The organism is Kribbella sp. NPDC050820, from assembly GCF_040653975.1.
GTDB lineage: Bacteria > Actinomycetota > Actinomycetes > Propionibacteriales > Kribbellaceae > Kribbella.
In genome coordinates this window covers 115,114-141,466 of sequence record NZ_JBFAHB010000016.1, presented here as the reverse complement: position 1 = coordinate 141,466, position 26,353 = coordinate 115,114, and the positions used below count along the sequence as shown (strand labels likewise).

The following is a 26,353-nucleotide window of genomic DNA, read 5'->3' as shown; positions in this document are numbered from 1 at the left end:
GCTCCCTCCCCGGCTCGGTTCAAGCCAGGATCTCTCCGGGAAGCTGGTCAATTTTCAGTTGCCGCCCACTGGTCAGTTTTCAGCTGCCGTCGACACGCGCCCCGGATGCCTAGCTGTGCTCTGTTGGTTGCGGGCGGCTGGGTGGTTGGCCACAGAGTGCGGCGGCGGTCGTGGTTGCAGTGCTCGAGCCAGGGTGCTCCAGTGCGGACGGAGGCATCCGATGCGAGGTTCTCGCTGAGTCTCAGGACCTGGTGCCTGTCAGTTGCTTGCCATAGTGCCGCCGCCTCTCCGCGGGAACCATGAAGGGTCGCACTGACTGCGCAGCGCCGCGACACCGAACTGGTCAGGCTGCAGCGCCGACGGCGGGACACCGTCGGACACCTAGAGCCGATCGGGCTACCTGTGGAGAAATAGTCAAGACCTGTGGATGAGTTGTTGTGTTCTCCTCGGTCTGGGTGACTACTTCGGGTCGTCGGTTTGCCAGGGGTAGAGGAACTGTTCGGGGTGTAGGTGCCACGCTTCGAGGGTGGTGGTCAGGTCCGGTTCACCGATGACGGTCGCGGTCTTGATCAGGATTGCTCCGCTGTCGTAGTCGAAGCCGTCGAGGCGGTCAGCGGCGTAGTCCCAGTGTTGCAGTGTGAAGGTGCGGGCGTGGTCGGCTCGTTTCCAGCCCTGGCTGCGGGCTTCGGTGTCCGCTGCGGTGATGAGCGGGGTGATGTCGACGAATGCTCGCCGCCCGGGCCGGGAGGCTGGTAGCTCGGTGACCAGTCGCTGGCCGAGCCGCAACGCGGTCAACGTGTCGGTGGGCCACTGCCGCGTGCTGCCGGTCGGGTGGGATGGCGTGCTCACGAGGCCACCGCCTCTTCCGGCCGCTCGACGAGCTGGCCGTTGTCGAAGCGGGCGCCTGCGCGGACGAGCGCGACGAGGTGAGGTGCGTTGACCGCGCGCCAGCGGGCTTGTGCGGACTCGATGAGCTTGGCCATGGCGAGCCCGGCCGCGCGGGAGCCGGGTCCCTTGGTGACCTTGGTGCGGTGGCGCACGGTGGCGAATGTGGATTCGATCGGATTGGTCGTGCGCAGGTGAGTCCAGTGTTCGGCCGGGTAGTCGTAGAACGCCAGCAGTTCCTCGACGTCGTCGGTGATTTTGGCGACCGCTGTGGGAAACTTCGCGCCGTAGGCGGCCTGGAACGCGGTGATCGCGCCCAGTGCGTGGCGTCGGTCCTCGGCGTTCCAGATCTCAGCCAGGGCCTTCTTTGCGCCTGGTTGAGCGGATTTCGGCAGCGCGGACAGGACATTGCTGATCTTGTGGAACCAGCAGCGCTGCTCGCGGGTGGCGGGGAAGACCTCGCGGAGCGCGCCCCAGAACCCCAATGCGCCGTCGCCGATCGCCAGCACTGGGGCGGCCATCCCGCGCCGGGCGCAGTCGCGCAGCAGATCGGCCCACGACTCGGTCGATTCGCGGTAGCCGCCGGCCAGCGCGACGAGCTCTTTGCGACCGTCGGCGCGGACCCCGATCATGACCAGCAGGCAGAGTTTGTGTTCCTCCAAGCGGATGTTGACGTGGATGCCGTCGGCCCACAGATACACGTAGTCCACACCGGACAGATCCCGCTGGCTGAAGACGCGTTGTTCGGTCCTCCACTGCTCGGTCAGCTTGGTGATCACCGCAGCGGACAGCCCCTTCGCGCTACCGAGGAACTGCCCCAACGCTGGCACGAAGTCCCCCGAGGACAAGCCGTGCAGGTACAGCAGTGGCAACACCTCAGTGATCTTCGGGGTCTTACGCGCCCACGCGGGCAGGATCGCCGAGGCGAACCGCTTCCGCTCGCCGGTGTCGGGGTCGACACGCTTGTCGTTGACCCGCGGCGCGGTCACCTCCACCGCCCCGGCGCTGGTGAGCACCTCACGCGGCTGGTGGTAGCCGTTGCGCACCACTAGTCGGTGGCCGTGCTCGTCGCGCTGGTCGGCGTACGCGGCGATGTAGGCGTCGACCTCGGCCCGCAGGGCCTCGGCCAGCATACGGCGGGCGCCCTCCCGCACGATCTGATCGATCAACGACATCTCGCCCAGGGCTGGCTGGTCGCTGTCATCGGATGCGGGGTCGGGGACTACTGTGAGCACGGGCGTGCCTTCCCAGCCAGCGTTGCAGCGCCGGCCTGCTTGAGACCTCTACTCGATCACCGGGAAGGTACGCCCTTCCTCGGCCGATCCACAGGTCTCAAGCATTGCTCCTACCTGTGAACCCGGTCCGCGCAGGAAGGACTGTCGTTGTGTAGAGGTGTCCCCATCTCCATCCATCCGCAAGTTCACCTGGCGCCAAGTGCGTCGGCGCGGGATACCGTCCTGCGCCTGCTGCCGGAGGCAGCCAGTAGAGCAGCCGCCGTGTAGCGGTGCCCATCCGCGCTCATTCGCGAGTTGATCACCTGGCGCCGAGTGCGTCGGCGCGGGATATCGGCCTGCGCCTGTCGCCGGAGGCAGCCAGTAGAGGAGCGGCCGCGAAGCGGTGTCCTTTGAGGTGCTCCGGCTACTTCTTGCGGGGTTTGCGGGGGGCTGAGGTGGCTCGGATGTGGAGTTCGGTTCGGAGGGTGACGGTGGACGGGGGGCGGCCGGGGGAGGCTATGCGGTCCTTGAGCAAAAGGCCCGCGGTGCGGCCGAGTTCGTAGGTGGGTTGGGCGACGGTGGTGAGGCTGGGGACGACGAGGTCGGCCCAGGGGATGTCGTCGAAGCCGACGACGGCGATGTCGGCGGGGGCGCGGACGCCCTTCTTGGCCAGGCATTCCAGGGCGCCGACGGTCATCAGGTTGTTGGTGACGAACAGGGCTTCGGGCGGTTCCGGGAGCTCGAGCAGGCTTTCCATCGCGGCGTACCCGCCGGCCTCGCGGAAGTCGGCGTGCCGGACCAAGTCCTTGTCGTAGCGGATCCCACCGGCCCGCAACGCCGACCGATAACCCGCCAGCCGATCCATCGCCGTGCTGACCTTGCGCGGACCGGTGATACAAGCGATCCGCCGATAGCCGCCGTCGATCAGATGCTTCACGCCCTCGTGCGCACCGTGCTCGTTGTCGACCAGCACGGTGTCGGCCTCGACCCCGTCGACGCGGCGGTCGATCAGCACCATCGGGAGTTTCGCGTCCGCGAGTTGCAGTACGCCGTCCGCCGTACTGGTCGGCGAGATCACCACGCCGGCCATCTGCTCGGTCAGTACGGCGGAGGCGTAAGCGGCCTCCTTGGCCGGGTCCTCGTCGGAGTTGCACAGGACGACGTGGTAACCCTCGGTCTGGGCCACGTCCTCGAGACCGCGGACCAGCGAGGTGAAGAACGGGTTCTCGATGTCGGAGATGACAACGGCCAACAGGTTCGTCCTGGATTTACGAAGGTTTCTGGCCACGCCGTTCGGCCGGTAGCCGAGCTCGGCCACCGCGGCCCGCACCTTCTCCGACAGCTCCGGGTCCACGTTGCGCCGACCGCTCAGCACCCGCGAGACGGTGGCCGGAGACACGCCGGATCTACGCGCGACGTCGTAGATCGTCGTCATGCCCGCTCCCCGCTGGAGTCCAGTAGATCGTCTGGATCGCACTCTAACTCCGATCCGGGGAAAAGGATCTCACGACGTGGGTGGACCCACCGGAAAGGCCGCGCCATCCAGCAGGGCGAGGGCGGTCGCGCGGTCGGGAGCCGAGTCGGCCGCTCCGTTGACTGTGGTCGAGAGAGCACCGGCTGCGTTCGCCAGTCGTACGGCGCCCACCAGGTCGGCACCCGCGGCGAGTGAGGCGGCCAGGGACCCGCAGAACGCGTCGCCGGCGCCGACCGTGTCGACCGTCGCGACCCGATGCGGCTCGATCCACACCTCCCCGGCGGTCCTGCCTGAACGGTCGACGACGAAGGCGCCGCGCGACCCGAGCGTCACCACGCAACCACGCAGGTCCCACTCGTCGGCGAGCTTCCGGGCGATCACCGGCACCTGCGACTCGTCGTCGCAGTCCAGCCCGGTCAACGCGGCCGCCTCGACCTCGTTCGGCACCAGGATGTCGACGTACGACGCCAGCAAGCGATCGACCGGGCCGACCGGAGCCGGCGTGAGGATCGTGGTCACACCCGCGGTCGAGGCGAGCTGGAGGGCAGCTCGGCTCGCCTCGACCGGGAGCTCCAGTTGGACGCTGAGCACCGAGCTGGCCGTCAGCACCTCAGCGGCCGCCTCGACGTCGGCGGACGTGATCGCAGCGTTCGCGCGGGAGACGATGATGATCGAGTTGCCGCCGTCCGGCAGGACCAACGGCAATCCGACCCCGGTTCCGAGCGAGGGGTGCCGGACGACCCACGAGCTGTCGACCCCGTCGGCCTCGAGCAGCTCGAGGAACTCCTCGCCGTACCGGTCCTCGCCGATCGTCCCGACGATCGCCGTCCGCGCGCCCATCCGCGCGGCCGCGATCGCCTGGTTGACGCCCTTCCCGCCGAGGAACTCGGCGAACCCGGTGCCGTGCAAGGTCTCACCGGGCAACGGCCGCCGTTCCGCCGAGGCGACCAGGTCCTTCATGAACGAGCCGAGCACGCACACGTCGTACGAGCTCATGCGTCTTCTCCCTGCAGCCGCCGGCCGAGTGCTCCCGATGGATGAAACCGGGCGAAGTCGTGGTGGCTGAAGTCCCGCAGTACGACGAGCGCACAGGCCAGCGCGTCACCCATCGCCAGGGCGGCAGTGGTCGACGCGGTCGGGGCGAGGTTCAGCGGATCCGCCTCGCGCAACACCATCGTGTCCAGCGTGTACGTCGAGATCCGGGCCAGCGTGGACTCCTCGTTGCCCGTCATCGCGATCACCGGGATCTCCCGCTCACGCAGCATCCGGGCGAACGCGCACACCTCCGCGGTCTCGCCGGATGCGGACAAGGCGAGGACGAGATCGCGAGAAGTCACCGCACCCGAGTCGCCGTGCAGGGCGTCGCCGGAGTGGATGAACGTGGCCGGCGTACCCGTGCTGGCCAGCGTGGCAGCGATCTTGCGGCCGACCAGACCGGACTTGCCGAGGCCGGTCACCACCAGATGGCCCTCGCAGCCGGCGACCGCGATCAGCACGTCCAAGAAGGCCCCGTCCAGCCGGTCCGCTAGCGCAGACACGGCCGCTGCCTCGGTCTCGATCGCGTTCCGCGCCGCCTGCAGGCCCAACGCGACCAGATCCCGTGGTGCCTCGACATCGCCACGGTTCGGCACAACTGGCATCCCGAAGCCCTCTCATCTCAGAAATCGATTTCCGCAGACTAGGCAGCGGGATCGGGCAGTGTCAACGTCTGCACCCAGGTCGAAACCCCCACCTGCACGAGGAAATCGGCCGGTTCGGCCACATCGACATCGGCTCGCCCCTTGACCGGCCAGGTCGTCACTCGTAGATTGCGAGAAATCGATTGCCCCGAAAACCGTTCGAACACGGTCGGCGTACGAGACACCCCTGGAGCACCTGATGGCCGCAACATCCTTCCCTGCCACGCCGGTCAGCCGGCGCACGATCCTGCGCGGCGGACTCGGCGCACTGGCTGCCTCGGCGGCCGGCGTACCGCTGCTGACCGCCTGCGGTGGTGACGAGTCCGGCGGCAACGCCAAGGAGATGTCGTTCTGGAACTTCTACGGCCCGTCCGACGACCAGGGCCCGCAGAGCAAGTGGTTCGTCTCCGTCGTCGAGGAGTGGAACAAGAACAACGACGTCAAGGTCAAGCTGCGCTACATCCCCGGCAAGGACTACCTGAACGGGACCACGCTGCAGACCGCCTTCCAGTCCGGCCAGGGCCCGGACATCTTCCTGATCAGCCCGGGTGACTTCCTGCGCTACTACAACGGCGGCGTCCTGCAGGACCTCGGCCCGGCGCTGTCGGACGAGTCCAAGGCGGACTACCTGCCCGGCCTGCTCGAGGCGCGCAGCGTGGACGGCAAGGTGTACGGACTGCCGATGGAGATCGAGCCGCTCGCGATGTACTACAGCGAGGCCGCGTTCGAGAAGGCCGGCCTGTCCGAGGCGGACCTGCCGAAGACCTGGGACCAGACCATCGCGGTCGCGCAGAAGCTCACCAACAAGAAGCAGTACGGCGTGATGTTCGAGACGCTGCCCGGCTACTACCAGAACTTCACCTGGTACCCGTTCCTCTGGCAGGGCGACGGCACCCCGATCAAGGACGGCAAGGTCGCGTTCGACTCGCCGGCCGCCGTACAGGCCCTGAAGTTCTGGCAGGACACCATCAAGAACAAGGTCGCGCCGCGCAAGGCGCTCGGTGACGGTGGCGGTGACGTGGTGTCGAACCTCGGATCCGGCGCGGCCGCGATGCAGCAGAGCGGCATCTGGGCGGTCGCGGACATGCGGGCCAAGGCGAAGAACTTCAAGTACGGCATCATCCCGCACCCGACGCCGGAGGGCGGCAAGCCGGCCACCGACCTCGGCGGCTGGGCGTTCGTCGCCAACGCCAAGGGCAAGAACCCGGAGGCGGCGGCCAAGTTTATCGCCTGGGCGCTCGGCTCGACCGATGCCGCGGGCATCGAACGGCAGCGGCAGTGGAACACCGTGGTGAAGACCAACGTGCCGCCGCGCAAGTCGGTGCAGCAGGCCGCGGACGCCAAGGGCGCCTTCGCCGAGGGTGCGCTGAAGCAATTCGTCAGCGAGATCGCGCCGACCGGCAAGCCGGAGCCGCGGTTCCCACCGGAGGTGTACCAGCCGATCGCGGATGCCATCCAGGCCTGCCAGCTGAACGCGGCCGACCCGGGGAAGGCGGCGGCTGACGCGGCGTCGCGCATCGACACGTTCCTGAAGACCTACCAGGGCGCGCCCATCAGCTGATGGTGACCACAACTGCTCCGCCCGACAAGCCCCTGGTGAAGGCCTCGGCAACGCGCGGCAAGACCGGGATGTCCAGGAAACGGCGCGAGGCGCTGGCGGCGTACGCCTTCCTCGCGCCGGACACCCTCGGCCTGCTGGTCTTCGTCGCGCTGCCGATGGTGCTCGCCTTCGGGGTCGCGTTCTTCAAGGTCGACGGCTTCGGCAACTACCAGTACGTCGGTCTGGCCAACTACAAGCTGATGGCCGGTGACGACCAGCTCTGGGCGTCGCTCAAGGTCACGGCGACGTACGTCGTCACGTTCGTGCCGATCGCGTTCGTGGTGAGCTTCGCGCTGGCGATGCTGGTCCGCAACCACTTCCGCGGGATCGGCTGGGTGCGGTCGGCGTTCTTCCTGCCGCACGTGGTCAGCCTGGTCGTGGTCGGCCTGATCTGGCAGTTCCTGCTGGTCGACAAGCGCGGTGCGCTCTCGAAGCTGCTGGCGCCGTTCGGCCTGAGTGACGTGTCGTTCCTCGGCACCCCGTCGCTTGCTCTGGGCACCTATGTGGTGATCAGCGTCTGGTTCGTGATGGGCTACCAGATGCTGGTGCTGCTGGCCGGGCTCAAGGACGTGCCGAAGGAGCTCGAGGACGCCGCGCAGATCGACGGCGCGAGCACCTGGCAACGGTTCCGGTTCGTGATCTGGCCGTTGATGCGGCCGACCAGCTTCTTCGTCGTGGTGAACTCGACGATCGGCGCGGTCACCGGTCTGCAGGCGTTCGACCTGGTCTTCGTGCTCACCAAGGGCGGCCCGGCCCGGGCCACCAGCACGGTCGTGCTCTACATCTACGAGCAGGCCTTCACCTTCAACAACATGGGGTACGCCGCCGCGCTGACCACCGTCGTGGTCGCGATCCTGGTGGCCTGCACCGGCCTGATGTTCGCGTTCACGAAGGGAGGCCGGTTCGATGAGGAGTAGGTTCGTACTTCCGGCCCTGGCCCATGTCCTGGCACTCATCGCGGTGGCGCCGCTGCTGTGGATCGTGATCAGCGCGCTGAAGCCGGTCGAGGACGTGTTCGACTTCGGCTGGCCGACCCGGTGGACGCTGGACAACCTGCAGTACGTGCTGTTCAAAATCCCGATGCCGACGTTCCTGATGAACAGCGCGATCGTGTCGGTCGTGGTCACCGTGGTGGCGCTGTTCTTCCACTCGATGGCGGCGTACGCGCTGGCCCGGCTGCGGTTTCCCGGCCGCGGGCTCATCTTCTCCGGCATCATGTCGACGCTGCTGGTCTCGCTGCCGGTGATCCTGGTGCCGCTGTTCCTGGTCGCCAAGCAGCTCGGCCTGCTGGACAGCTACGCCGGCCTGATCGTGCCGAGCATCTTCCACGCGTTCGGTGTCTTCCTGCTGCGCCAGTACTACCTCAACATCCCGCGTGAGCTCGAGGAAGCCGCCGACCTGGACGGGTGCGGCTACTGGCGGCGGTACTGGAGTGTCATCCTGCCGCTCAGCCGGCCGGTGCTCGCGTCGCTGTCGGTGCTGTTCTTCCTGGCCAACTGGAACGCGTTCCTCTGGCCGCTGACCATCACCCGGAACCCGGACCTGCGCGTCATCCAGCTCGGTGTCTCCGGCATGCAGGGGCAGTACGCCTCGGCGTGGAACCTGATCCTCGCGGCCGCCGTGATCGCGGCCATCCCGACCGTCGTGGTGTTCGTCGCCGGCCAGCGCCGCCTGGTCGACGCGATGAAGACGACCGGTCTCAAGTGAAGGGCTTTGCGATGAAACGTGGGGCTTTGCTTGCCGTGCTGCCGCTGGTCCTCGGCTCGGCGGCACTCGTGATGGACTCCTCCGAGCCCTCTTCTGTGGTTGCTTCGAGCAATTACATTGGTACGGCGCAGGTCGAGTCCAAGGGCACGCCGAGCGCGAGTGACGGCGACCTGTGGCCGTCCTGCTGGGCCGGGAACGACAAGCTGTACACCGCGAACGGTGACGGCAAGGGGTTCAGCCTGGACCAGGACTTCTCCGACATCGCGGTCAGTGAGGTGACCGGATCGCCGGGGAGTCTGACCGGTACGACGATCTCGCGCGGTGATCAGGTGGGGTCGATCTGGAGCGGTGCCGGGTACAACCGGAAGCCGACCGGGATGGTCTGCGTCGGCGACACCCTGTACCTGGCAGTCCAGGATCTGGCGCTCGACTTCAACGACGTACCGGCGGCGACGATTCTGAAGTCGACCGATCACGGGCGGACGTGGACGTGGGACAAGCGGAAGCCGATGTTCTCCGACCACGTGTTCACCACGATCTGGTTCGCCGACTTCGGGAAGGGCGGCGCGCTGGCGCCGGACGGGTACGTGTACGCGTACGGGCTGGACGGGAACTGGCGGGACTCGTTCGACGACACCGTCGCGGACCCGCAGAGCGTGTTCCTGGCGCGGGTGCCGAAGGGGAAGGTGCAGGACCGGGACGCGTGGAAGTTCTACACCGGATCCGGGTGGAGCGCGAAGATCGCGGACCGCAAGCCGGTGCTGACCGACCAGCGGCGGCTGTACGCGCAGACGTACGGGACGAACGCGTCGAACCTGAGCGTGATCAGCCAGGGCGGCGTCACGTACCTGGAGAAGCAGAAGCGGTACGTGTACACGTCCTGGACGGAGTACACCTTCGAGTTCTACGAGGCGCCGACGCCGTGGGGACCGTGGAAACATTTCCTCAGCAAGGACTTCGGCGGGTATCCGTGGTCGACCTCGAAGTACGGCGGGTACGGCGTGACCATCCCGTCCAAGTTCGTCCAGCCGGACGGGAAGACGATGTACGTGCAGGCGAACGTGTGCCCGTGCGGTGGTGGCGGGATCGGTACGTCGGTCTACAACTTCAACCTGCGCAAGCTGGTGCTGACGCCCTCCGTGCCGGGGTCCGCCGGCAACCTGCCCGGGGATGCCAACCTGGCGACTGGTGCTCTGGCGATCTCCAAGTCGACGCAGTCGGGCAGTCTGGCGTTGATGAACGACGGGGCGCTGACCGGGAGCGAGACCGACTTCGACGACGAGGTCAAGGGCGCGTCGTGGTGGGGGTACACCTGGCCTGCTCGGCAGCGCATCAACCGGGTCGAGTTCACGTCCGGGGCCGTGTCGGCCGAGGGCGGGTACTTCACCGGTCGACCGCGGGTGCAGGTGAAGGTCGACGGCTCATGGGTCGAGGTTGCGGCGCAGACTGTGTCGCCTGCGTATCCCGGTGATGCGTCGGCGGGCGCCAACAAGACCTACACGATCACCTTCCCGGTGCAGGAGACCGATGGAGTACGGGTGATCGGCCTGCCTGGCGGGACCCGCAGCTACACCTCGGTGTCCGAGTTGGCGGTCCGGTACGTCGCTCAGCTCGCGGACGGAGGCTTCGAGGGAACAGGTGGTGGGAAACCGGCCTGGCTCTTCGAGGGTACGGCGGCCAATGGCGTCGACCGCGGTCTCGGCTTCGCCCACTCCGGCGCGAACAACGGGTGGATCCGGTGTACCTGCACCGGCTGGAGCGCCCTGTACCAAACCGTCCCCGTCAACCCGGGAACGACGTACACCTTCGGCTCTTGGATCAACGCCTCCGCCGGCCTCCCCGCCGACCAGGGCCGCTTCGGCGTCCGCCTGGGCACCCAGGACCTGGCGGCGAAAACCTTCGGAGCCTCCACCGGCTACGTCCACCACGAGGTAACCGTCACCGTCCCACCCAACACCCACGAACTAACCGTCTACGCCGGCTTCAACGCCCCCAACACAGACACCTGGATCCAACTGGACGACTTCACCGTGAGCTAAGGCCAGGGGAGGAGTTCGGGGGTTGATCCTGTGATCGGGCCGGGTGGGGTGCGGCCGGCGTACCAGGCGGTGAGGTCGGTGAGGGCGCCGGTCAGGATTACTTCCTGGCCGGCGCCGTTCTGCCAGGTGGGGCCGTCGGTGGGGTGGAGGGTTAGCTGGACGCCTTCGGGGGTGCGGGGGCGGAGGAAGTCGAGGAGATGGAGGCAGAAGGCTTCCGACCAGCCGGCGGCAGTCGGCCCCAGGTCCAGGTCGACGGTGTGTACGGCGAGCTCGCGCCACGTCGCGTGGATGCCGGCGGCCAGGTTGCTGTTGCGGTGCATGATCGGGCGTTCCCAGTCGTCCGCGCCGACCATGTCCCACGCGGCGATCAGCGCAGCGGTCGCCTCGCGCAGGTGTGCGACGAGCTCGGCGGCAGGGCGGCCGGCGCCGGCCTCGATCCCGGCGTCACGCGCCGGCCGTCCGCCGTCGTACACCTCGATCAACCGGCCCCGGAGCGCCTCGTCGACCTGCCGCGTCATCGCCTCCGAGAAGTTCGCGATGTGCGTGATCACGTGACCGCGGGACCACCCGGGCAGACCTGACGGACCGCGGACGACCGCCTCGTCCGCCGTACTCACGGTCTCGTTGACGAGTTGAGCAGCCGCCTGCACCTCGGGCCGGATATCACGCATGTCCGCCAGCCTAACCAAACAGGTGTTTGTCGGTCGTCCGGATTAGGGTTGGCGGCATGAGCGTGGCCCGGTTCAAGGACCTGTGCGTGGACGTGTCGTGTCCCAGCGCGATGGTCGCGTTCTGGGGGCGGGTGCTCGGGCTGACCGCTCCGGCGGACAACCCGAACGTGCTCGTCGGCGACGTACCGCAGAAGACCATCTGGATGTGCCAGGTCCCCGAGACGAAGGCCGCCAAGCAGCGGGTTCACCTCGACGTGCAGACCGGTGCAATCGAGGACTTGCTGCGCGAAGGCGCGACGGTGCAGACACCCGCCACGGACGAGCGGCACTGGACCGTGCTGGAGGACCCGGAGGGCGGTGAGTTCTGCGGCTTCGTCCGCGACACCGTCCCGGCGTACCGGCTGGTGGAGCTCGTGGTGGACTCGGTCGACCCGGAGGCGCAGGCGCGCTGGTGGTCCGGCGTGGTCGGCGGCGACTTCCGCAGCAAGCCGGGCCGGCCGTACTACTGGCTGGAGGACGTGCCCGGCCTGCCGTTCCAGTACTGGGTGTTCGTGCCGGTGCCGGAGCCGAAGTCGGTGAAGAACCGGATCCACTGGGACGTCACCGCGCCCGCCCTGCAGCCGGTCCTGGACGCGGGGGCGACGCTCCTGCGGCCCAAGGACGACGAGATCGGCTGGCACGTCTGCGCCGACCCCGAAGGCAACGAGTTCTGTGTGTTCCTACCACCGGCAGAGGAATCCTGATGGCGAAGCTCGACCTGTCCGTGCCCGGCCCCGACCTGTGCGAGGCGCTGGTCAACCTGCAGTCGGTCAGCGGCGCCGAGGAGAAACTCGCGGACAAGATCGAGAAGGCGCTGTCGGCGTACCCGCACCTGAAGGTGTTCCGGCACGGCAACACCGTGGTCGCCCGGACCGATATCGGCCGCGACGAGCGGATCGTGGTCGCCGGGCACATCGACACCGTGCCGCTGAACGACAACCTCCCGGCCCGGCGCGCCGACGGCCTGATCCACGGGCTCGGCGCCTGCGACATGAAGGGCGGTCTCGCGGTCGGGCTGCGGCTGGCGGCGACGCTGCCGGAGCCGAACCGGGACGTCACCTACGTCTTCTACGACTGCGAGGAGGTCGAGGCCGAGCGGAACGGCCTGTTCAAGCTGACCCGGTCGAACCCGGAGCTGCTCGAGGGCGTCTTCGCGGTCGTGATGGAGCCGTCCAACGGGGTCGTCGAGGCCGGCTGCCAGGGCACCATGCGGATCGAGGTCAGCACCCGCGGCGAGCGGGCGCACTCGGCCCGGTCCTGGATGGGGTCGAACGCGATCCACGCGGCGGGCGAGATCCTGGCCCGGCTCGCGGAGTACGAGTCGCGCCGGGTGCCGATCGACGGCCTGGAGTACCGCGAGGGGCTGAACGCGGTCGGCATCCGCGGTGGGGTCGCGGGCAACGTCGTACCGGATCTGTGCACGGTGGAGGTCAACTACCGGTTCGCGCCGAACCGGTCGGAGGCGGAGGCCGAGGCGCACCTGCGGGAGGTGTTCGAGGGGTTCGACCTGGTCGTCACCGACTCGGCGCCGGGTGGGCTGCCGGGGCTGGAGCGGCCGGCCGCGGCGGCGTTCCTGGAGGTCGTCGGGGGAGAGCCGCAGCCGAAGTTCGGGTGGACCGACGTGGCCCGGTTCTCGCTGCTCGGCGTACCGGCGGTGAACTACGGGCCCGGTGACCCGCTGTACGCGCACAAGCAGGACGAGTTCGTGCCCGAGGCGGAGATCGAGGCGTGTGAACAGCGGCTGAGAGCCTGGTTGACGGCGTAGGTACACCTCGTGGCGGGGCCCGCGTCGGCAGGCCCGTTGTCACTGTCCGCACTAATCTGGAGGTATGGAACAACCCTCGATCCACCCCGACCGTCCGATCGGCCAGCAGCAGCGCGGGCCGGTCGTGATGCGGCGCAACCAGGTGCAGCAGTCGACTTCGGAGCAGCGGCTGCTGGACAGCCGCGGGCCGTCGGACTGGGTGCACACCGACCCCTGGCGGGTGCTGCGGATCCAGTCGGAGTTCATCGAGGGGTTCGGCATGCTGGCCGAGCTCGGCGCCGCGATCAGCGTGTTCGGCTCGGCCCGGACCAAGCCGGACGACCCGATGTACATCGCCGCGGAGGAGCTCGGCGGGAAGTTGGTCGGCGCCGGTTACGCGGTGATCACCGGTGGTGGACCGGGCGTGATGGAGGCGGCGAACAAGGGCGCCTCCGAGGCCGGCGGCGTGTCCGTCGGCCTCGGCATCGAGCTGCCCTTCGAGAACGGCCTGAACGAGTGGGTCGACATCGGGATGAACTTCCGCTACTTCTTCACCCGCAAGACGATGTTCGTGAAGTACTCGCAGGGCTTCGTGGTGATGCCGGGTGGGTTCGGCACGCTGGACGAGCTGTTCGAGGCGCTCACGCTGGCGCAGACGCGGAAGGTGACGTCGTTCCCGGTCGTGCTGTTCGGCACGTCGTACTGGAGCGGCCTGGTCGACTGGCTGCGCGAGACGATGCTGACGGACGGGAAGATCTCGGCGGCCGACCTCGACATGTTCGTGGTCACCGACGACGTGGACGAGGCGATCAGCTACATCGTCAAGGCCGGTGAGCTCGCCGACGCGGCGGCCGAGGAAGCAGCTGCGGCGGCCGCCCGGGACGTGGCCGAGGCGGACAGCCCGCTGGCCCGCGAGCGGCGCGAGGCGCACCGGCTGGGCTCTGACGGGAGCTGAGACTCCGGTTCCTGCCGGCTTCGTGCTTACGCCGAGGGCCGAATCGGTGTCCGATTGTGCGGGTGACTTCGTCGGCATGGCACGATCGGTCCCGTGATGTGGTTCTTCGGGCTGATCGTGGTGCTGTTGATCGGGGCTGTCGCAGTAGTGGCCTCGGGTCGTTGGGGTGCCATGAGTACGGCGTACGACGACCGGCCCGACCTCAGCGTCCCGGCCCGGCAGGCGCTCACCGCCACGGACATCGAGGCCGCGCGCTTCGGCGTCGGCCTGCGTGGCTACCGGATGGACGAGGTCGACACCCTCCTCGAACGCGTCGCCCGCGAGGTCGCCGAACGCGACCGCCGCATCGCGGACCTCGAGCGAGCCGTCTCCCCGATCGTCGACGGCCCCGGCTTCACCGGCACCCCCGACGAGACGACCACCGACTTCGACGACACCGGCACCCAACAACCAATCCTCGTCGGCGGCAACTTCCCAGAACCCTCGACCGACTCCCCGACCGACTCGCCAACTGAACCCCCCGCGGCGGACCCCGACGCGACTGGTCCCGGCGCACCCGACTCCGGCGCACCTGAGCCCGTCGCACCCGAGTTCGGCGCATCCATGTACGGAGCATCCGAGTCCGGCCCAGCCGGTTTCGGAGGATCCGAGTCTGGTGCATCCGAATCCGGAGCAGGCGAGCGCGGCCCGACGGGTTCCGCAGCATACGAGTCTGGCCCGGCCGGTTCCGGAGTCGGCGGGTCCGCAACGCCCGCGCCCTCGGTGCCCAGGCCCGAAGCGACTGCGCTCGCGGCAGGCGCCGCGGCTGCAGGTGCGCTGGCCGGCGCTGCGGCCTCTAACTCCTCGGCAAACGATCCTGCTGCCCGTGATGACCAGCCAGCCGATGCACCAGCCACCCCCGCCCCGACGGCGCAGGCTCCAGCACAACACCCACCAGCAGCAGACGACTCAGACACCCAGGAAGTCCCAGTAACCGAGCCCTCCGCCGCTGCCGGCGAGTACGAACGCCTCCAGGCCGAAGCCCGAGCCCTCCTGGACGCCCAGTCCCACCCCACGCCCCAGCAGAACGACGCACCACATCCTCAGCCCGACCCCGCCCAGGCCGAGGCACCGCCAGCCCAGTCCACGCCCAGCCAGGACGACGCTCCGCAGGTGTGGTCGATGCCCACTCAGGACGACGCACCGCAGTCCCAGTCCGCCGAGGATGACGGTCCGCAGCCCACCCCCACTCAGGACAACGGACCGCAGTCCTGGACAACGCCCAGCCAGAACGCCGGCCCGCAGGCCCAGTCCGCACCAACGCAGGACGAGGCGCCGCAGGCGCAGTCCGCGCCGACGCAGGATGACGCATCGCAGGCCTGGTCGATGCCCGGTCAGGACGCTGGCCCGCAGGACCAGCCCGCGCAGGGGTGGGGCGACACCGCGCAAGCCCAGTCCGCGTTTGGCCGGGGTGACGCTCCGGAGGCGCAGTACGTGCCTGGACAGTCCGACTTCGCGGAGCAGCCTCAAACCATCACGCTGCAGCAGCCTGAGTCCGCCTCGTACAACCCGCAGCAGCCCGAGTCCTACGCGCCGCAGGAGTCGTTCGAGTCATCCGCCTACCCGCAGCCGCAGGCGGACCCGTACGCCGCCGCCCAGCAACCCGAGCCCTGGTTCCCCGAGGACCGACCACCGGCCAACGCCGAGCCCAACGCAGTCCCCGCCGCCCCAGAGCACCCAGCCGGCTCCGTCGACCCTGCACGCACCTCAGGAGACCTCGACCAAGAGCAAGCAGCCGATCGACGCGACACGCAGGGTGCACCCGACCCAACTCAGTCGGCCGATCCGGCTCAGTCGGCGCATTCGACCGAGGTGACGCAGGAATTCCCCCTGACCTCACCGCAAGACGCCCAGCCAGAGCCTCACCGGACCCAGCAGGAGAACCCGCAGCCCGACCCCGCACCCCAGTGGGTACTCCCGGAGCCCGTACCTCAGTGGCAGCAACCACCCACCCAGCCGTACCACGAGCAGCCGACAGACCAGCCGCCGTACGACGCCCAGGCCGCCGCCCCACAGTGGCAGCCCCAGTCCCCGCCCCACGAGCAGACCTACACTCCTCTCCCGCCCAACCAGCAGACCCCGCACCCAACTGCCGCCCAGCCCCACCCCGAGCCATCGAACCAACCGCAGCCACACCAGTTCCTGCAGCACCAGGCACCGAGCCAGCAGGATCCAGAGGACGAGGACTACCCGACACAGGAGCAGCAGTACCCGCACCTCCAGGAGTACGCCCAGCAGGAGCAGCAGTACCCGCAGGCGCAGGAGCACGCGCAACAGGCGCAGGAGCACCCGTCGCACCACCAGCCTCCGATGCAAGCTCAGCAGCCCTCCCAGCAGGAGCACCCAGTGCAGCCGGCGCACGCCCCGCAGGCACAGGAGCTCTCGCAGCAGGAGCAGCCCTCGCAGCAGGAGGAGCAGTACCCGCGGCAGGTGCAGGCGCAGCATGAACACCTCGCGCAGGCGCCGTACGCGGTGCACGAGCAGCACCCGCAGCAGGAGCAGTACGGCCAGGAGCAGTCTGCGCAGCAGGTGGACCCGGCTCAGCAGCAGTACCCAGCTCAGGAGTCGTACCCGGCTCAAGGGGAGCAGTCTCCGCAGGGTGGGGCGCAGTACTCGGAGCAGGGTGGGCAGGTGCCTGCGCGGGAGCAGGCGCAGGAGCAGTGGCAGTTCTGGCCGCCGGCAGATCAGCAGCCGACACGGCCGCAGTGGCCGGCCCAGCACCAGCCACCGCAGAACGGCGGCTACGCGAACCCCGAGCAGCCCAGCCACCAGCAGCCCCAGCAGGGCGGCTACCCGGCGCAGCAGCAAGGCGGCTACCAGGCCGAGCAGGCACCGCAGAACGGCGGCTACGCAGCCGAGCCAGGCCCGCAGCAGGGCGGCTATCCGGCGCAGGAGCAGGGCGGTTACCGGCCCGAGCAGACGCCGCAGAACGGCGGCTACGCATCGGCTGAGCCGGGTCCACAGAAGGGCGGCTACGCGGTCGAGGAGCAGGGCGGCTACCAGGCCGAGCAGATGCCGCAGAACGGTGGCTTCCAAGGTCCACAGCAGGGTTATCAACCCGACCAGGGTGGCTATGGCAGCCCCGAGCAGGGCTCCCCGGCGCATCCGCAGGGCGGACAGGCTGGTTCGCAGCAGGGGGGTCAACCGGCGGCTGATCAGGGCGGACAAGCCGGTTCTCAGCCGGGTGAGTATCCGGAGCAAGGCTACGAGCAGGCACCGCAGCAGGGCGCATACCAACGGCCGAGCTGACAGGACAGCCCGTACGAAGCTCGACGGCAAGGAACGCGGCCCAGCGCCTCGTCATCGTGGGCATTGATGCCTCATGCAGGGGCGGCTACGCGTGCCTCAGCAAGCAGGACAGGCTGGTTGGTTCACAGCCGGGTGGCTGCCCGGCGGCCGAGCACGGCGGATGGGCTGGGTCTCGGCCGGATGGGCATCTGGGGTCACGGAACGAGGCTGCGTTGGAGCCACGTGATCGTCGCTGGCCTGGCTGACGGGCGAGCCAGCAACTCAGCTCGGTGGGCGCTCAGCGCCTCAGCAGGGGATAGCCGGTGTATGAGCAACGTGCGCGGGGGAGGCACGCTCGGCCCAGCGGTGGTTGGTGGGTCTCGGCGCGGTGGCTGGTCGGGCGGCTGACCGGGCCGAGCGTGGTGGACTCGGCGGGGGTGGGGCTCGGAGCCGGGGGGTTGAGCAGGTGCCGGGGCAAGGTGCCGGGGCAAGGTGCCGATTAGCGGCCGAGCTGACGGGCCATTGGCTCCCCGGCACCTCAAGCATGGTGGTGGCCGGCGAGTGCCTTGGCAGGCGGATGTCTGCCGGCTGAGCATGCTGGGCTGGGTGGTTCTTGGTGGGACGGTTGTTTGGGGCTGAGCAAGGTGGTCGGGGCTGAAGCTCGGCGGGTGGGTGTCAGGTGCCGGGGCTAGGTGCTTGTCAGTGGGCGAGCTGAGATGAGGGCTCGGGACCTCGACGGTAGGTACGCCTGCCTCAGCTGGGTTGCTGCGTGGCGCTTTGGCAGTGGTAGGCCGGGGTTCACGGGGGTGTTACGCCGTGGGGCAGAGCCGGGTGGGTGTGCTGAGCGTCGGCAGGGTGGGTGTGCGGCCGGGGATGGGCTGAGAGCGGCTGGTCGTGTTGGGGGCGGGCGTGGATGGGCAGGGGAGCGGGCGGGGTGCTTGTGGGGTGGGGATGGGCTGCGAGCCCGCGTGGTGCTGTTCACGCGAGGGATGGGCAGGGAGCGGGGCGGGGTGCTGTTCACGCAGGGGATGGGCAGGGAGCGGGGCGGGGTGCTGGTGGGTGGGGGATGGGTGCTGGGCGGGGTGGGGTGCTTGTTGGGGGGATTGCTGGGAGGGTCGGGGCATGAAGGGTGCGCGGAGTTGTCATGTTGAGGCGTCGGTTGGGTTGGCGTTGGGGGTGGAGGAGGCTTGGGAGGTGGTTGTCGACTGGGAGCGGCAGTCGCGCTGGATGTTGCTGACTCGGGTTTGGGGGACGGAGAACGGTGGGGTCGGGGTGGGGGGTGGGGTGGCGGCGCGGACTTCTGTCGGTGGCTTGGGGTTCACTGACGACATGGTCATCACACACTGGGATCCGCCGCGGGAGTGCACGGTGAAGCATCTGGGCACCGTCGTGCGCGGCACGGGGACGTTCGCCATCAGTCCCGTCTCGACCAACCACGCGGCCGGCATGTCTGCCGGCAGCGACGCCGCGGTATCGACCGACCGTGCACCGGAGACGTCTGCGGGCAGCGACGCCGGGGCATCGGCCGACCGCGCTGCCGGCACGTCTGCGGGCAGCGACGCCGCGGTATCGACCGACCGTGCACCGGAGACGTCTGCGGGCGGCGACGCCGCGGTGTCGGCCGACCGGGCAGCGGGGACGTCTGGGGGTGCGAGCGTTTTCACGTGGTCGGAGGATGTTGTGCCGCCGTTGGGGAGGGTGGGCGTTGCGGTGTGGCCGGTGGTGCGGCCGGTGTTCGAGGTGTTGATGCGGGTGTCGTTGCGGCGGCTGGTGCGGGAGGTGGAGCGGTGACGGTGATCGGGCCGGACGGGCAGCCGCGGTGCGGGTGGGCGACGTCGGCGCCGGAGTACGTCGAGTACCACGACAACGAGTGGGGCAAGGAGATCCGCGACGACGTCGGGTTGTTCGAGCGGATGACGTTGGAGGGGTTCCAGTCGGGGCTGTCGTGGATCACGATCCTGCGGAAGCGGGAGAACTTCCGGGCCGCGTTCGCGCACTTCGACCCGGCGGTGATCGCGAAGTACGGCGCCGACGACTTCGAGCGCTTGATGGCGGATACCGGCATCGTCCGCAACCGGCTGAAGATCAACGCGACCATCTCGAACGCGCGCGCGTTGTTGGAGCTGGACGAGGGGGAGTTCACCGAGTTGCTGTGGTCGTTCCGGCCGGCCGAGCACAAGGCGCCGAAGACGCTGGGCGACGTACCTGCTACGACGCCGGAGTCGGTGGCGATGTCGAAAGGCCTTAAGAAGAAGGGTTTCGTGTTCGTTGGTCCCACCACCGCTTACGCGCTGATGCAGGCCACGGGGATCGTCAACGACCACTTGTCGACCTGCATCGCACGCTGACGCGCCGCGGTGATTGAGGGAGAAAGACGTGCATAGGCCGCCAGGTGAACAGGGCCTGACCGGCATAGCCCGCTAACCGGAATGTCCAGGTTGACTCGGTGCACGTGCAGCTAGCTCGTGCATCTGCAGAGTGCACCGAGGAATGTTGAAAATAAGGGGAACACAAACGGCTGAACGAGTTGTGTTCCGGGTGCTGTACGTGATGAGGTATTCACCGGGCTCCCCGGCTGTCAGGTGGTTGTCCGGCCGTGACTCGCCCGGCCGGAACGCGGTCGGGGGGCCCACCAACGGTCCGGGCGCGGAGTTCTCGCGGGCCGGGCTGAGGAAGCGGTGCATGGTGAAGCAGGCGGTCTGCGGAACCCGTGAGTCCCGACACCTGCAGGCCGGTCTGCGTCGTCGTCAAGTAGGCGTTGGCTTCAGCAAACGGATCACGCGCCGGACTCCCCCGGGCACGCGAGGTGTCGAGGTCGTGGTGGTCCGGCGCGTCCTGCACCGCGAGTGCGTGGTGAACGTTGCTGGAGGCATCAGTTGCGATGCCGCCGTATCCGGTTGCGGCCGCCTTCAGTCGCAGGTACGTCGCCTTCAAGTTGTCCTTGCCGAAGGCACCGAGGACCTAGCGGCCCTTGAAGGTGGGGGTTTGTTTGGTGACGAAGGCGGTGACTGCGTTGCGGTGGTCTTCGGTGTCGCCGGTCAGCTCCATCTTGCCGGCCTCGAACACGAGCGCCTCGGCCAGCGTGTGGGTGGCCGAGTAGCCGACCGACTGCCGTACCGCGCCGTACGCGACCGTCGGCCCGGCCGCCAGCTTCGCCGCGAGTTCGCCGACCGCCGCCTCGAACTCGGCCGCCGGTACGACGCTCGTCGCCAAGCCGAGCGTCAACGCCTCGTCGGCGCGTACCGTCCGCGGGAAGTAGAGCAGCTCGAGCGCCTTCGCCCGCCCGATCAGCCGGGGGAGCGTCCACGAGATCCCGGTGTCGCAGGACAGCGCGATCCCGGTGAAGGCGAGGTTGAACCCGGCCGTGTCGGAGACGATCCGGAAGTCGCACGCGAACGCCATCGACGCGCCGGCCCCGGCCGCGACCCCGTTCACCGCCGCGATCACCGGCTTCGGCATCTCGGCCAGCGCCAGCGCGATCGGCGCGAAGTGGTCTGGGACGGTGCTCCACAACGCGGCCGTGTCGTTCGCCTCGAGCAGCCCGATGTGCTCCTTCAGGTCCTGCCCGACGCAGAACGCCCGGCCGGTCCCGGTCAGGACGACGACCCGGACGGCGTCGTCTTCCGCGGCGGCCAGCACGCTGTCGCGGAGCAGGACCTTGGTCGGCGTGTCGAGCGCGTTCATCGCGTCCGGCCGGTCCAGCGTGATGGTGGCTACGCCGTCGGTCACGGCGTAGGTGACGGAGTCACTCATCGTGGTCAGCTCCTTGACAGTCGGTGACGGAAACTCAGTGAAGCGTCAGGCAGTCGTCGACGAAACGCCCGGCCGCGGGGCTCAGTCGTTCGGCGTGGAAATCGAAGAACGCGGCCGCCCTGGTCCCGGCCCAGCCGGCCGGCAGCAGCTCGGCCGGCAACCCCGGGTCCAGGAACAGGAACTTGCGCCACTCGTGCACCAGTTCCGACCGGACGGCGAAGGCCTGCTCGTCGGTGGTGTCGTCGCCGGCGCCCTCGACCAGCGCCTTCGCCTCGATCAGCCAGGCGTCGTACGACGCGCCGAGCTCGTCCAGCTTCCAGACCCGGCGGGCGAACTCCACCGCGCCGTCGTCGACCGGGGCCCGGAACCGGTCCGCCGCGATTCCCTCCGCGCCGAGAATCTGGTCCACCTCCGCGTCGTTGCGCAGGCCGACCCAGGCGCCGTCGGACAGCGGAGCCCAACCCAGGAAGGCGAGCTGGCTCGCGAGCTGCTCGCGGCGGCGGGCGTTCGGCACCTCCCGGAGGATCCCCAGGTGCCAGTGCCGGTCCCAGTCGCCGGCACCGCCGCCGGAACCGTTGCCAGCGGCTCCCTCCGGCGGAGTGCGGTAGATCCGGGCGGCCGCGTCGTCCAGCCGGCGACGCGCCCGGGCGGTCAGCTCGTACCCGGGCTGGCCGTCGATCCGGACGGGCTCGAGCCAGGCCTGGCGGACCATCCGCGACACCGCCGTACGCACCGCGGGCGGCTGGACGCCGAGCGGTGCGAGCAGCCGGACCAGGGCCGCGACTGGGGCCCGGCCACCTCGCGCGCGCAGGTGGTCGCCGTACAGGTCGAAGAGGGCAGAACGGGCGTGCACGTGCCTGAGTCTGCCGTATGGTGCGCGGCTCTGGCCTGTGATCGGGAATAATGGGTCCTGATACACACTGCGATACGCGCCGACGGCGCATCACCGCACGCGCCGGAGACGGTACCCAGTGCGGTGTCGTCGCTCAACACCGACACTGGGAAGGGGTGCGCGCATGGCGGCGATGAAGCCGCGGACGGGCGATGGTCCGCTCGAGGTCACCAAGGAGGGGCGGGGGATCGTGATGCGGGTTCCGCTCGAGGGCGGCGGTCGGCTCGTCGTCGAGCTGAACGCCGACGAAGCGACCGAGCTCGGCAACGCGCTCAAGGCCGTTGTCGGCTGAGCGCTCTCCCCGGGGTGCCACGCACTCCTTGACATATCTACAACGACCCCGGTGGGTGCCTTTTGTGGCACCGGCCGGGGTCGTTACGGTTGGCCGGGCGTTTACGACAACTTTTGATCAAACAGTGAGGTCCTCCTAGTGGCTCGCCGCAGCAGCAAGTTCGCGTTCCCCACCCTTCCGGTCGTGGCGTGGCAGCCCGGGCTGCCGGTGCACGGCGCCTCGACCTGGGTGATCGTGGTCGGCGAGAGCGGCCTGCCGGCCGCCGCGAAGGACGCCGGCGAACGCCTCGGTGTGGACCTCTCCCGACTGCTGGAGGCACAGCAGGCGACCGGCTTCGGTACGACGGCCGGCGCGACCGCGTCGTACCCGCTGCTGACCGGCGAGGTGGCCGAGATCCTGCTGGTCGGGGCCGGCGACGGCAGCGCCAAGGACCTGCGACACGCCGGTGCGGCGATCGCCAGATTCGGCCGCGGCAAGGACGACCTCACCACGGTAGTTGCCGACGGCATCGATGACGCGGTGCTGCAGGCCTTTGCCGAGGGCGTCGTACTGGGGTCGTTCACGTACACCCTGAAGACGGTTGATCCGGGGAAGCCGGTGGTGGCGCGGGTGACCGTCACCGACGGCTCCGACGACGACCGGCAGATCGAGCTCGACCGCGGGGCCGTGATCGGCCGGACCGGGTGGCTGGCCCGGCAGTTCGCCACCACGCCGTCGAACGAGAAGGACCCGGCGTGGCTGGCGGCTCGGGCCACGGAGCTGGCTGCCGAGTCCGGTCTCGACGTGACGGTGTGGGACGAGAAGCAGTTGGCGGCGGATGGGTTCGGCGGGATCCTCGCGGTCGGGAAGGGGTCGAGTCGGCCGCCTCGGTTCATCCGGCTCGACTATGTCCCGGTGGGGGCTGGTGACGACACGCCGTACGTCGTACTCGTCGGGAAGGGGATCACCTACGACACCGGCGGTCTGTCGCTGAAGCCGCGCGAGAGCATGGTGTCGATGAAGCGAGACATGACCGGCGGCGGGTCGGTGATCGCCACGCTGTCCGCTTTGCGTGACCTTGGGGCTCAGGTGCGGGTGACCGGGTTGATCTGTGCGGCGGAGAACATGCCGTCGGGTACGGCGTACCGGCCGGACGACGTGATCCGGCACTACGGCGGGCGGACCACCGAGGTGAAGAACACCGACGCCGAGGGTCGGCTGGTCCTCGCCGATGGGCTCGCGTATGCGGTCAAGGAGCTCGAGCCTGACGTCATCGTCGACATCGCGACGCTGACCGGCGCGATCAAGGTCTCGCTGGGGTCGATGTTGTACGGCGGGTTGTTCGCGACCGACGACGCGTTGGCCGACAACCTGGCGGATGCGGGGCGGGTGTCGGGGGAGGAGCTTTGGCGGATGCCGCTGGCGCCGGAGTACCAGGAGCTGATCGCCACTCCGATCGCGGACTCGGTCAACAGTTCGAAGGGGCCGGGGTCCATCACCGCCGCCCTCTTCCTGAAGGCCTTCGCGGGGGACATCCCGTGGGCCCACCTCGACCTCTCGTCGATCGCGGAGTCGCCGGCCGACCGCCTCGAGTACACCCCCGGCGCCACCGGAGCCGGCGCCCGCCTCCTCACAACCTGGCTGACCTCCCCCACCCCCACCGCCGGCATCAACTGAATGGTTGTCACGGAAGCTGAGATTGCTCAGGGTCTGGCTGGGTTGGGGCTGGACTCGGGGGCGGCGGTGGTTGTGCATGGCTCGTTGCGGTCGTTTGGGTGGGTTGAGGGTGGGGCTGACGCCGTCTGTCGGGCGTTGGTCGGGACCTGTGGGACCGTGATGATGGTCGGCGGGAGTTGGGAGCTGACTGGCTTGCCCGCTCCGCCGGGGCTGGTTCGGCCGCACAACGCGTACTACAACGCAGAGACCTGGGCAGCCTTCGACGACGCGGTGGAGAAGGCGGTCCCGTTCACGCCGGACCTGCCGGTCGACGGATGGCTTGGACGCATCCCCGAGGCGTTGCGCGTGGGCTATGAGCACGAGCGGGGCACACACCCGCTGTTCTCCTTCCTTGCGGTCGGCGCGCATGCGCGTGAGCTGATCGCGGCTCAACGGCTGGACTGGCCGCTCGGACCGATCGAGGCGCTTGCCGAGCTGGGTGGCCATGTCCTGCTGCTCGGTGTCGGCCACACCTCGAACACGACCATCCACCTCGCCGAACAGCACCTGGGCCGGTCGCTGTTCTACCGGTACGCCAAGGCGGGCCCCGGCGCGTGGATGGAGCTGTCGAACGTCTCCGGCGAGAGCCACCGCTTCGACGAGATCGAACCCGAGCTGCGACCCCATACGCGCGAGTTGCGCATCGGCAACTGCCGCGCCCGCCTGATCGCCGTCCGGGACGTCCTGGCATGCGCCACCCGCCTGATCACCGCTGACCCGGCGGCGCTCCTGTGTGAGGACAAGGACTGCCGCTGCGGCGCGGCGTTCGAGCAGCGGTTGGCTTTCCTCCAGCGTTGAGCGTGGGCGTGGCGAGCACGTACCGGTGGGGTGTAGAAGGTGGGGAATGGCTACGGTGTTTGAGGCTGCGGGTGGGGCGGCGGGGATGTTGCGGTTGGCTCGTGCGTGGCATGAGCGGGTGATGGCGGACGAGGTGGTGAGCCACGCGTTCAGCCATGGGTTTCACCCGAAGCACAGTGAGCGGTTGGCGGCGTACTGGGGTGAGGCGTTGGGTGGGCCGCCGACGTACAGCGAGGACTACGGAGATGAGACGTACGTCGTCCGGTTGCACAGCGGGAACGGGCCGCATGAGGAGATGGACCGGCGGGCGATCGCCTGTTTCGACCAGGCGTTGAGCGACACCGGCCTGGATGCGGACGAGCGGCTGCGCGCCGTACTGCACGACTACTTCGCCTGGGCGACGACGGTTGCGATGGCGAAGTACCACTGGTCAGCCGACGACGTTCCCGCCGACCTGTCGATCCCCCGCTGGTCCTGGGACGGCCTGATTATCGGGTGAGCGTGGTGTAGAGCTCGACGGTGCGCTCGGCGACCGCGTCCCAGCCGAACTCGGACACGGCACGTTCGCGGCCCGCCTTGCCCATCGCCGCGGCCTTGGCCGGGTTGTCGATGAGGTCGTTGATGCCGGCGGCGAGGCTGTGCTCGAAGGCGTCGATGTCGTTCTCGTCGTACCGGACCAGGGTGCCGGTGACGCCGTCGTCGACGACCTCGGGGATGCCGCCGACCGCGCTCGCGACGACGGCCGTCTCGCACGCCATCGCCTCCAGGTTGACGATGCCGAGCGGCTCGTAGACCGACGGGCAGCAGAACGCCAGCGCGTGCGTCAGCACCTGCCGGACGTCCTCGCGCGGCAGCATCTCGGAGACCACGAACACGCCGTCCCGGGTTGCCTTCAGGTCGTCGATCAGCGCGTCGGTCTCGGCCTTGAGCTCGACCGTGTCGGCCGCGCCGGCCAGCAGAACCAGCTGGACAGACGGGTCCAGCCGCAGGCCGGCCCGGAGCAGGTGCGGGACGCCCTTCTGCCGGGTGATCCGGCCGACGAACGTCACGTACGGGCGGTTCAGGTCGACCCCGAGCCGTTCCAGCACGCTGGTCGAGGGGTCGGGGCGGTAGAAGTCGGCGTCGATGCCGTTCGAGATCACGTGCACCTTGGCGGGGTCGATCGCGGGGTAGCAGTCCAGTACGTCGTCCCGCATCCCGCGACTGACCGCGACCACGGCGTCGGCGGCCTCGTACGCCGTACGCTCGGCCCAGCTGGACAGGGCGTAGCCGCCGCCCAGCTGCTCGGCCTTCCACGGGCGGCGGGGCTCCAGCGAGTGCGCGGTCACCACGTGCGGGACGCCGTACAGGAGCTTGGCCCAGTGGCCGGCCATGTTCGCGTACCAGGTGTGGGAGTGCACGAGCTGCGAGTCACCGACCGCGGCGGTCATGGTCAGGTCCGTGGACAGGATGCGCAGCGCCGCGTTCGCCTCCGGCATCCGCGCGTCCTCCTCGGAGTGCGCGATCGCGCCCAGCCGGGGCTCGCCCATGCAGTGCACGTCCACGTCGAGCAGGCGGCGCAGCTCGCGGACCAGGAAGTCCACGTGCACCCCCGCCCCGCCGTACACGTCCGGAGGAAACTCACGCGTCAGGATCGCCACCTTCATGAG

23 protein-coding genes are annotated in these 26,353 nt (G+C 69.0%); 14 read left to right on the top strand and 9 right to left on the bottom strand.

Features of this window, described 5'->3' with window-relative positions; all coding sequences use genetic code 11:
* Positions 1-459: 459 nt before the first annotated feature.
* The 5 genes from AB0H36_RS17230 to AB0H36_RS17210 all read right to left on the bottom strand — a co-directional run bounded on the left by AB0H36_RS17230 (position 460) and on the right by AB0H36_RS17210 (position 5,213).
* A complete protein-coding gene (locus tag AB0H36_RS17230) occupies positions 460-849 on the bottom strand; it encodes a hypothetical protein (RefSeq protein WP_360523396.1) in 390 nt (129 codons plus the stop codon).
* On the bottom strand, positions 846-2,060 hold the full coding sequence (locus tag AB0H36_RS17225) for an IS256 family transposase (protein WP_360523393.1): 1,215 nt from the start codon (positions 2,058-2,060) through the stop codon (positions 846-848). Before AB0H36_RS17225 ends, AB0H36_RS17230 begins: the two co-directional genes overlap by 4 nt.
* 463 nt (positions 2,061-2,523) lie before the next feature.
* The gene (locus AB0H36_RS17220) at positions 2,524-3,534 is read right to left on the bottom strand and encodes a LacI family DNA-binding transcriptional regulator (RefSeq protein WP_360523390.1); all 1,011 of its coding nucleotides are present in this window, start codon (positions 3,532-3,534) and stop codon (positions 2,524-2,526) included.
* Between the two features lie 69 nt (positions 3,535-3,603).
* On the bottom strand, positions 3,604-4,569 hold the full coding sequence (locus tag AB0H36_RS17215) for a ribokinase (protein WP_360523387.1): 966 nt from the start codon (positions 4,567-4,569) through the stop codon (positions 3,604-3,606).
* Entirely contained in the window at positions 4,566-5,213 is a 648-nt protein-coding gene (locus tag AB0H36_RS17210; protein WP_360523384.1) for an SIS domain-containing protein, read from the bottom strand. The genes AB0H36_RS17215 and AB0H36_RS17210 overlap by 4 nt, the downstream gene beginning before the upstream one ends.
* A 238-nt stretch (positions 5,214-5,451) precedes the next feature.
* Here AB0H36_RS17210 and AB0H36_RS17205 point away from each other — a divergent pair, with 238 nt between their 5' ends.
* The 4 genes from AB0H36_RS17205 to AB0H36_RS17190 are packed head-to-tail and all read left to right on the top strand — an operon-like array spanning position 5,452 to position 10,598.
* Positions 5,452-6,813 carry a sugar ABC transporter substrate-binding protein gene (locus tag AB0H36_RS17205; RefSeq protein WP_360523381.1) on the top strand — a complete coding sequence of 454 codons (1,362 nt, stop codon included), beginning with the start codon at positions 5,452-5,454 and terminating at the stop codon, positions 6,811-6,813.
* Positions 6,813-7,769, top strand: a complete 957-nt coding sequence (locus tag AB0H36_RS17200) for a sugar ABC transporter permease (RefSeq protein WP_360523378.1) — start codon at positions 6,813-6,815, stop codon at positions 7,767-7,769. Before AB0H36_RS17205 ends, AB0H36_RS17200 begins: the two co-directional genes overlap by 1 nt.
* The gene (locus AB0H36_RS17195) at positions 7,759-8,559 is read left to right on the top strand and encodes a carbohydrate ABC transporter permease (RefSeq protein ID WP_360523375.1); all 801 of its coding nucleotides are present in this window, start codon (positions 7,759-7,761) and stop codon (positions 8,557-8,559) included. The genes AB0H36_RS17200 and AB0H36_RS17195 overlap by 11 nt, the downstream gene beginning before the upstream one ends.
* 11 nt (positions 8,560-8,570) lie before the next feature.
* A complete protein-coding gene (locus AB0H36_RS17190) occupies positions 8,571-10,598 on the top strand; it encodes a DUF4185 domain-containing protein (RefSeq protein WP_360523372.1) in 2,028 nt (675 codons plus the stop codon).
* Here the strand turns inward: AB0H36_RS17190 and AB0H36_RS17185 are convergent.
* Positions 10,595-11,269, bottom strand: a complete 675-nt coding sequence (locus AB0H36_RS17185) for a maleylpyruvate isomerase family mycothiol-dependent enzyme (RefSeq protein ID WP_360523369.1) — start codon at positions 11,267-11,269, stop codon at positions 10,595-10,597. The two genes, AB0H36_RS17190 and AB0H36_RS17185, sit on opposite strands and share 4 nt — an antisense overlap.
* Before the next feature lie 56 nt (positions 11,270-11,325).
* On the opposite strand from AB0H36_RS17185, the gene AB0H36_RS17180 reads away from it, so the two are divergent.
* From AB0H36_RS17180 to AB0H36_RS17155, 6 genes are all read left to right on the top strand, one after another.
* Entirely contained in the window at positions 11,326-12,012 is a 687-nt protein-coding gene (locus AB0H36_RS17180) for a VOC family protein (RefSeq protein WP_360523366.1), read from the top strand.
* Complete coding sequence (gene dapE / locus AB0H36_RS17175; protein ID WP_360523363.1) at positions 12,012-13,073, top strand: succinyl-diaminopimelate desuccinylase; 1,062 nt, start codon at positions 12,012-12,014, stop codon at positions 13,071-13,073. Before AB0H36_RS17180 ends, dapE begins: the two co-directional genes overlap by 1 nt.
* A 64-nt stretch (positions 13,074-13,137) precedes the next feature.
* The gene (locus tag AB0H36_RS17170) at positions 13,138-14,007 is read left to right on the top strand and encodes a TIGR00730 family Rossman fold protein (protein WP_360523360.1); all 870 of its coding nucleotides are present in this window, start codon (positions 13,138-13,140) and stop codon (positions 14,005-14,007) included.
* 96 nt (positions 14,008-14,103) lie between these two features.
* Entirely contained in the window at positions 14,104-17,295 is a 3,192-nt protein-coding gene (locus AB0H36_RS17165; RefSeq protein WP_360523402.1) for a DivIVA domain-containing protein, read from the top strand.
* A gap of 1,347 nt (positions 17,296-18,642) precedes the next feature.
* Positions 18,643-19,065 carry a hypothetical protein gene (locus tag AB0H36_RS17160; RefSeq protein ID WP_360523357.1) on the top strand — a complete coding sequence of 141 codons (423 nt, stop codon included), beginning with the start codon at positions 18,643-18,645 and terminating at the stop codon, positions 19,063-19,065.
* Positions 19,062-19,622 (top strand): DNA-3-methyladenine glycosylase I, encoded by a 561-nt coding sequence (locus tag AB0H36_RS17155; RefSeq protein WP_360523354.1) that lies wholly within the window; start codon positions 19,062-19,064, stop codon positions 19,620-19,622. Before AB0H36_RS17160 ends, AB0H36_RS17155 begins: the two co-directional genes overlap by 4 nt.
* Before the next feature lie 613 nt (positions 19,623-20,235).
* Here AB0H36_RS17155 and AB0H36_RS17150 read toward each other — a convergent pair.
* The gene (locus AB0H36_RS17150; protein WP_360523352.1) at positions 20,236-21,027 is read right to left on the bottom strand and encodes an enoyl-CoA hydratase-related protein; all 792 of its coding nucleotides are present in this window, start codon (positions 21,025-21,027) and stop codon (positions 20,236-20,238) included.
* A 34-nt stretch (positions 21,028-21,061) separates the two neighbouring features.
* Positions 21,062-21,880 carry a PaaX family transcriptional regulator C-terminal domain-containing protein gene (locus AB0H36_RS17145; protein WP_360523349.1) on the bottom strand — a complete coding sequence of 273 codons (819 nt, stop codon included), beginning with the start codon at positions 21,878-21,880 and terminating at the stop codon, positions 21,062-21,064.
* A gap of 163 nt (positions 21,881-22,043) precedes the next feature.
* Between AB0H36_RS17145 and AB0H36_RS17140 the strand changes: the two genes are divergently transcribed.
* The 4 genes from AB0H36_RS17140 to AB0H36_RS17125 all read left to right on the top strand — a co-directional run bounded on the left by AB0H36_RS17140 (position 22,044) and on the right by AB0H36_RS17125 (position 25,203).
* Positions 22,044-22,211: a DUF3117 domain-containing protein gene (locus AB0H36_RS17140; RefSeq protein ID WP_012923066.1), complete on the top strand. Its 168-nt coding sequence runs from the start codon at positions 22,044-22,046 to the stop codon at positions 22,209-22,211.
* Between the two features lie 138 nt (positions 22,212-22,349).
* On the top strand, positions 22,350-23,867 hold the full coding sequence (locus AB0H36_RS17135) for a leucyl aminopeptidase family protein (RefSeq protein WP_360523346.1): 1,518 nt from the start codon (positions 22,350-22,352) through the stop codon (positions 23,865-23,867).
* Positions 23,868-24,704, top strand: coding sequence for an AAC(3) family N-acetyltransferase (locus AB0H36_RS17130; protein ID WP_360523343.1), 837 nt, complete (start codon positions 23,868-23,870; stop codon positions 24,702-24,704).
* 46 nt (positions 24,705-24,750) lie between these two features.
* Entirely contained in the window at positions 24,751-25,203 is a 453-nt protein-coding gene (locus tag AB0H36_RS17125) for a group II truncated hemoglobin (protein WP_360523340.1), read from the top strand.
* Here the strand turns inward: AB0H36_RS17125 and glgA are convergent.
* Positions 25,193-26,350, bottom strand: a complete 1,158-nt coding sequence (gene glgA / locus AB0H36_RS17120; RefSeq protein WP_360523337.1) for a glycogen synthase — start codon at positions 26,348-26,350, stop codon at positions 25,193-25,195. The genes AB0H36_RS17125 and glgA overlap by 11 nt on opposite strands.
* Positions 26,351-26,353 lie beyond the last annotated feature (3 nt).

What these genes read in the sequence shown, in the direction of transcription:
- AB0H36_RS17225 (WP_360523393.1), bottom strand. Translation starts at nt 2,060, where the DNA reads ATGTCGTTGATCGATCAGATCGTGCGGGAGGGCGCCCGCCGTATGCTG.
- AB0H36_RS17220 (WP_360523390.1), bottom strand. Translation starts at nt 3,534, where the DNA reads ATGACGACGATCTACGACGTCGCGCGTAGATCCGGCGTGTCTCCGGCC.
- AB0H36_RS17215 (WP_360523387.1), bottom strand. Translation starts at nt 4,569, where the DNA reads ATGAGCTCGTACGACGTGTGCGTGCTCGGCTCGTTCATGAAGGACCTG.
- AB0H36_RS17210 (WP_360523384.1), bottom strand. Translation starts at nt 5,213, where the DNA reads ATGCCAGTTGTGCCGAACCGTGGCGATGTCGAGGCACCACGGGATCTG.
- AB0H36_RS17205 (WP_360523381.1), top strand. Translation starts at nt 5,452, where the DNA reads ATGGCCGCAACATCCTTCCCTGCCACGCCGGTCAGCCGGCGCACGATC.
- AB0H36_RS17200 (WP_360523378.1), top strand. Translation starts at nt 6,813, where the DNA reads ATGGTGACCACAACTGCTCCGCCCGACAAGCCCCTGGTGAAGGCCTCG.
- AB0H36_RS17195 (WP_360523375.1), top strand. Translation starts at nt 7,759, where the DNA reads ATGAGGAGTAGGTTCGTACTTCCGGCCCTGGCCCATGTCCTGGCACTC.
- AB0H36_RS17190 (WP_360523372.1), top strand. Translation starts at nt 8,571, where the DNA reads ATGAAACGTGGGGCTTTGCTTGCCGTGCTGCCGCTGGTCCTCGGCTCG.
- AB0H36_RS17185 (WP_360523369.1), bottom strand. Translation starts at nt 11,269, where the DNA reads ATGCGTGATATCCGGCCCGAGGTGCAGGCGGCTGCTCAACTCGTCAAC.
- AB0H36_RS17180 (WP_360523366.1), top strand. Translation starts at nt 11,326, where the DNA reads ATGAGCGTGGCCCGGTTCAAGGACCTGTGCGTGGACGTGTCGTGTCCC.
- dapE (WP_360523363.1), top strand. Translation starts at nt 12,012, where the DNA reads ATGGCGAAGCTCGACCTGTCCGTGCCCGGCCCCGACCTGTGCGAGGCG.
- AB0H36_RS17170 (WP_360523360.1), top strand. Translation starts at nt 13,138, where the DNA reads ATGGAACAACCCTCGATCCACCCCGACCGTCCGATCGGCCAGCAGCAG.
- AB0H36_RS17165 (WP_360523402.1), top strand. Translation starts at nt 14,104, where the DNA reads ATGTGGTTCTTCGGGCTGATCGTGGTGCTGTTGATCGGGGCTGTCGCA.
- AB0H36_RS17150 (WP_360523352.1), bottom strand. Translation starts at nt 21,027, where the DNA reads ATGAGTGACTCCGTCACCTACGCCGTGACCGACGGCGTAGCCACCATC.
- AB0H36_RS17140 (WP_012923066.1), top strand. Translation starts at nt 22,044, where the DNA reads ATGGCGGCGATGAAGCCGCGGACGGGCGATGGTCCGCTCGAGGTCACC.
- AB0H36_RS17130 (WP_360523343.1), top strand. Translation starts at nt 23,868, where the DNA reads ATGGTTGTCACGGAAGCTGAGATTGCTCAGGGTCTGGCTGGGTTGGGG.
- AB0H36_RS17125 (WP_360523340.1), top strand. Translation starts at nt 24,751, where the DNA reads ATGGCTACGGTGTTTGAGGCTGCGGGTGGGGCGGCGGGGATGTTGCGG.
- glgA (WP_360523337.1), bottom strand. Translation starts at nt 26,350, where the DNA reads ATGAAGGTGGCGATCCTGACGCGTGAGTTTCCTCCGGACGTGTACGGC.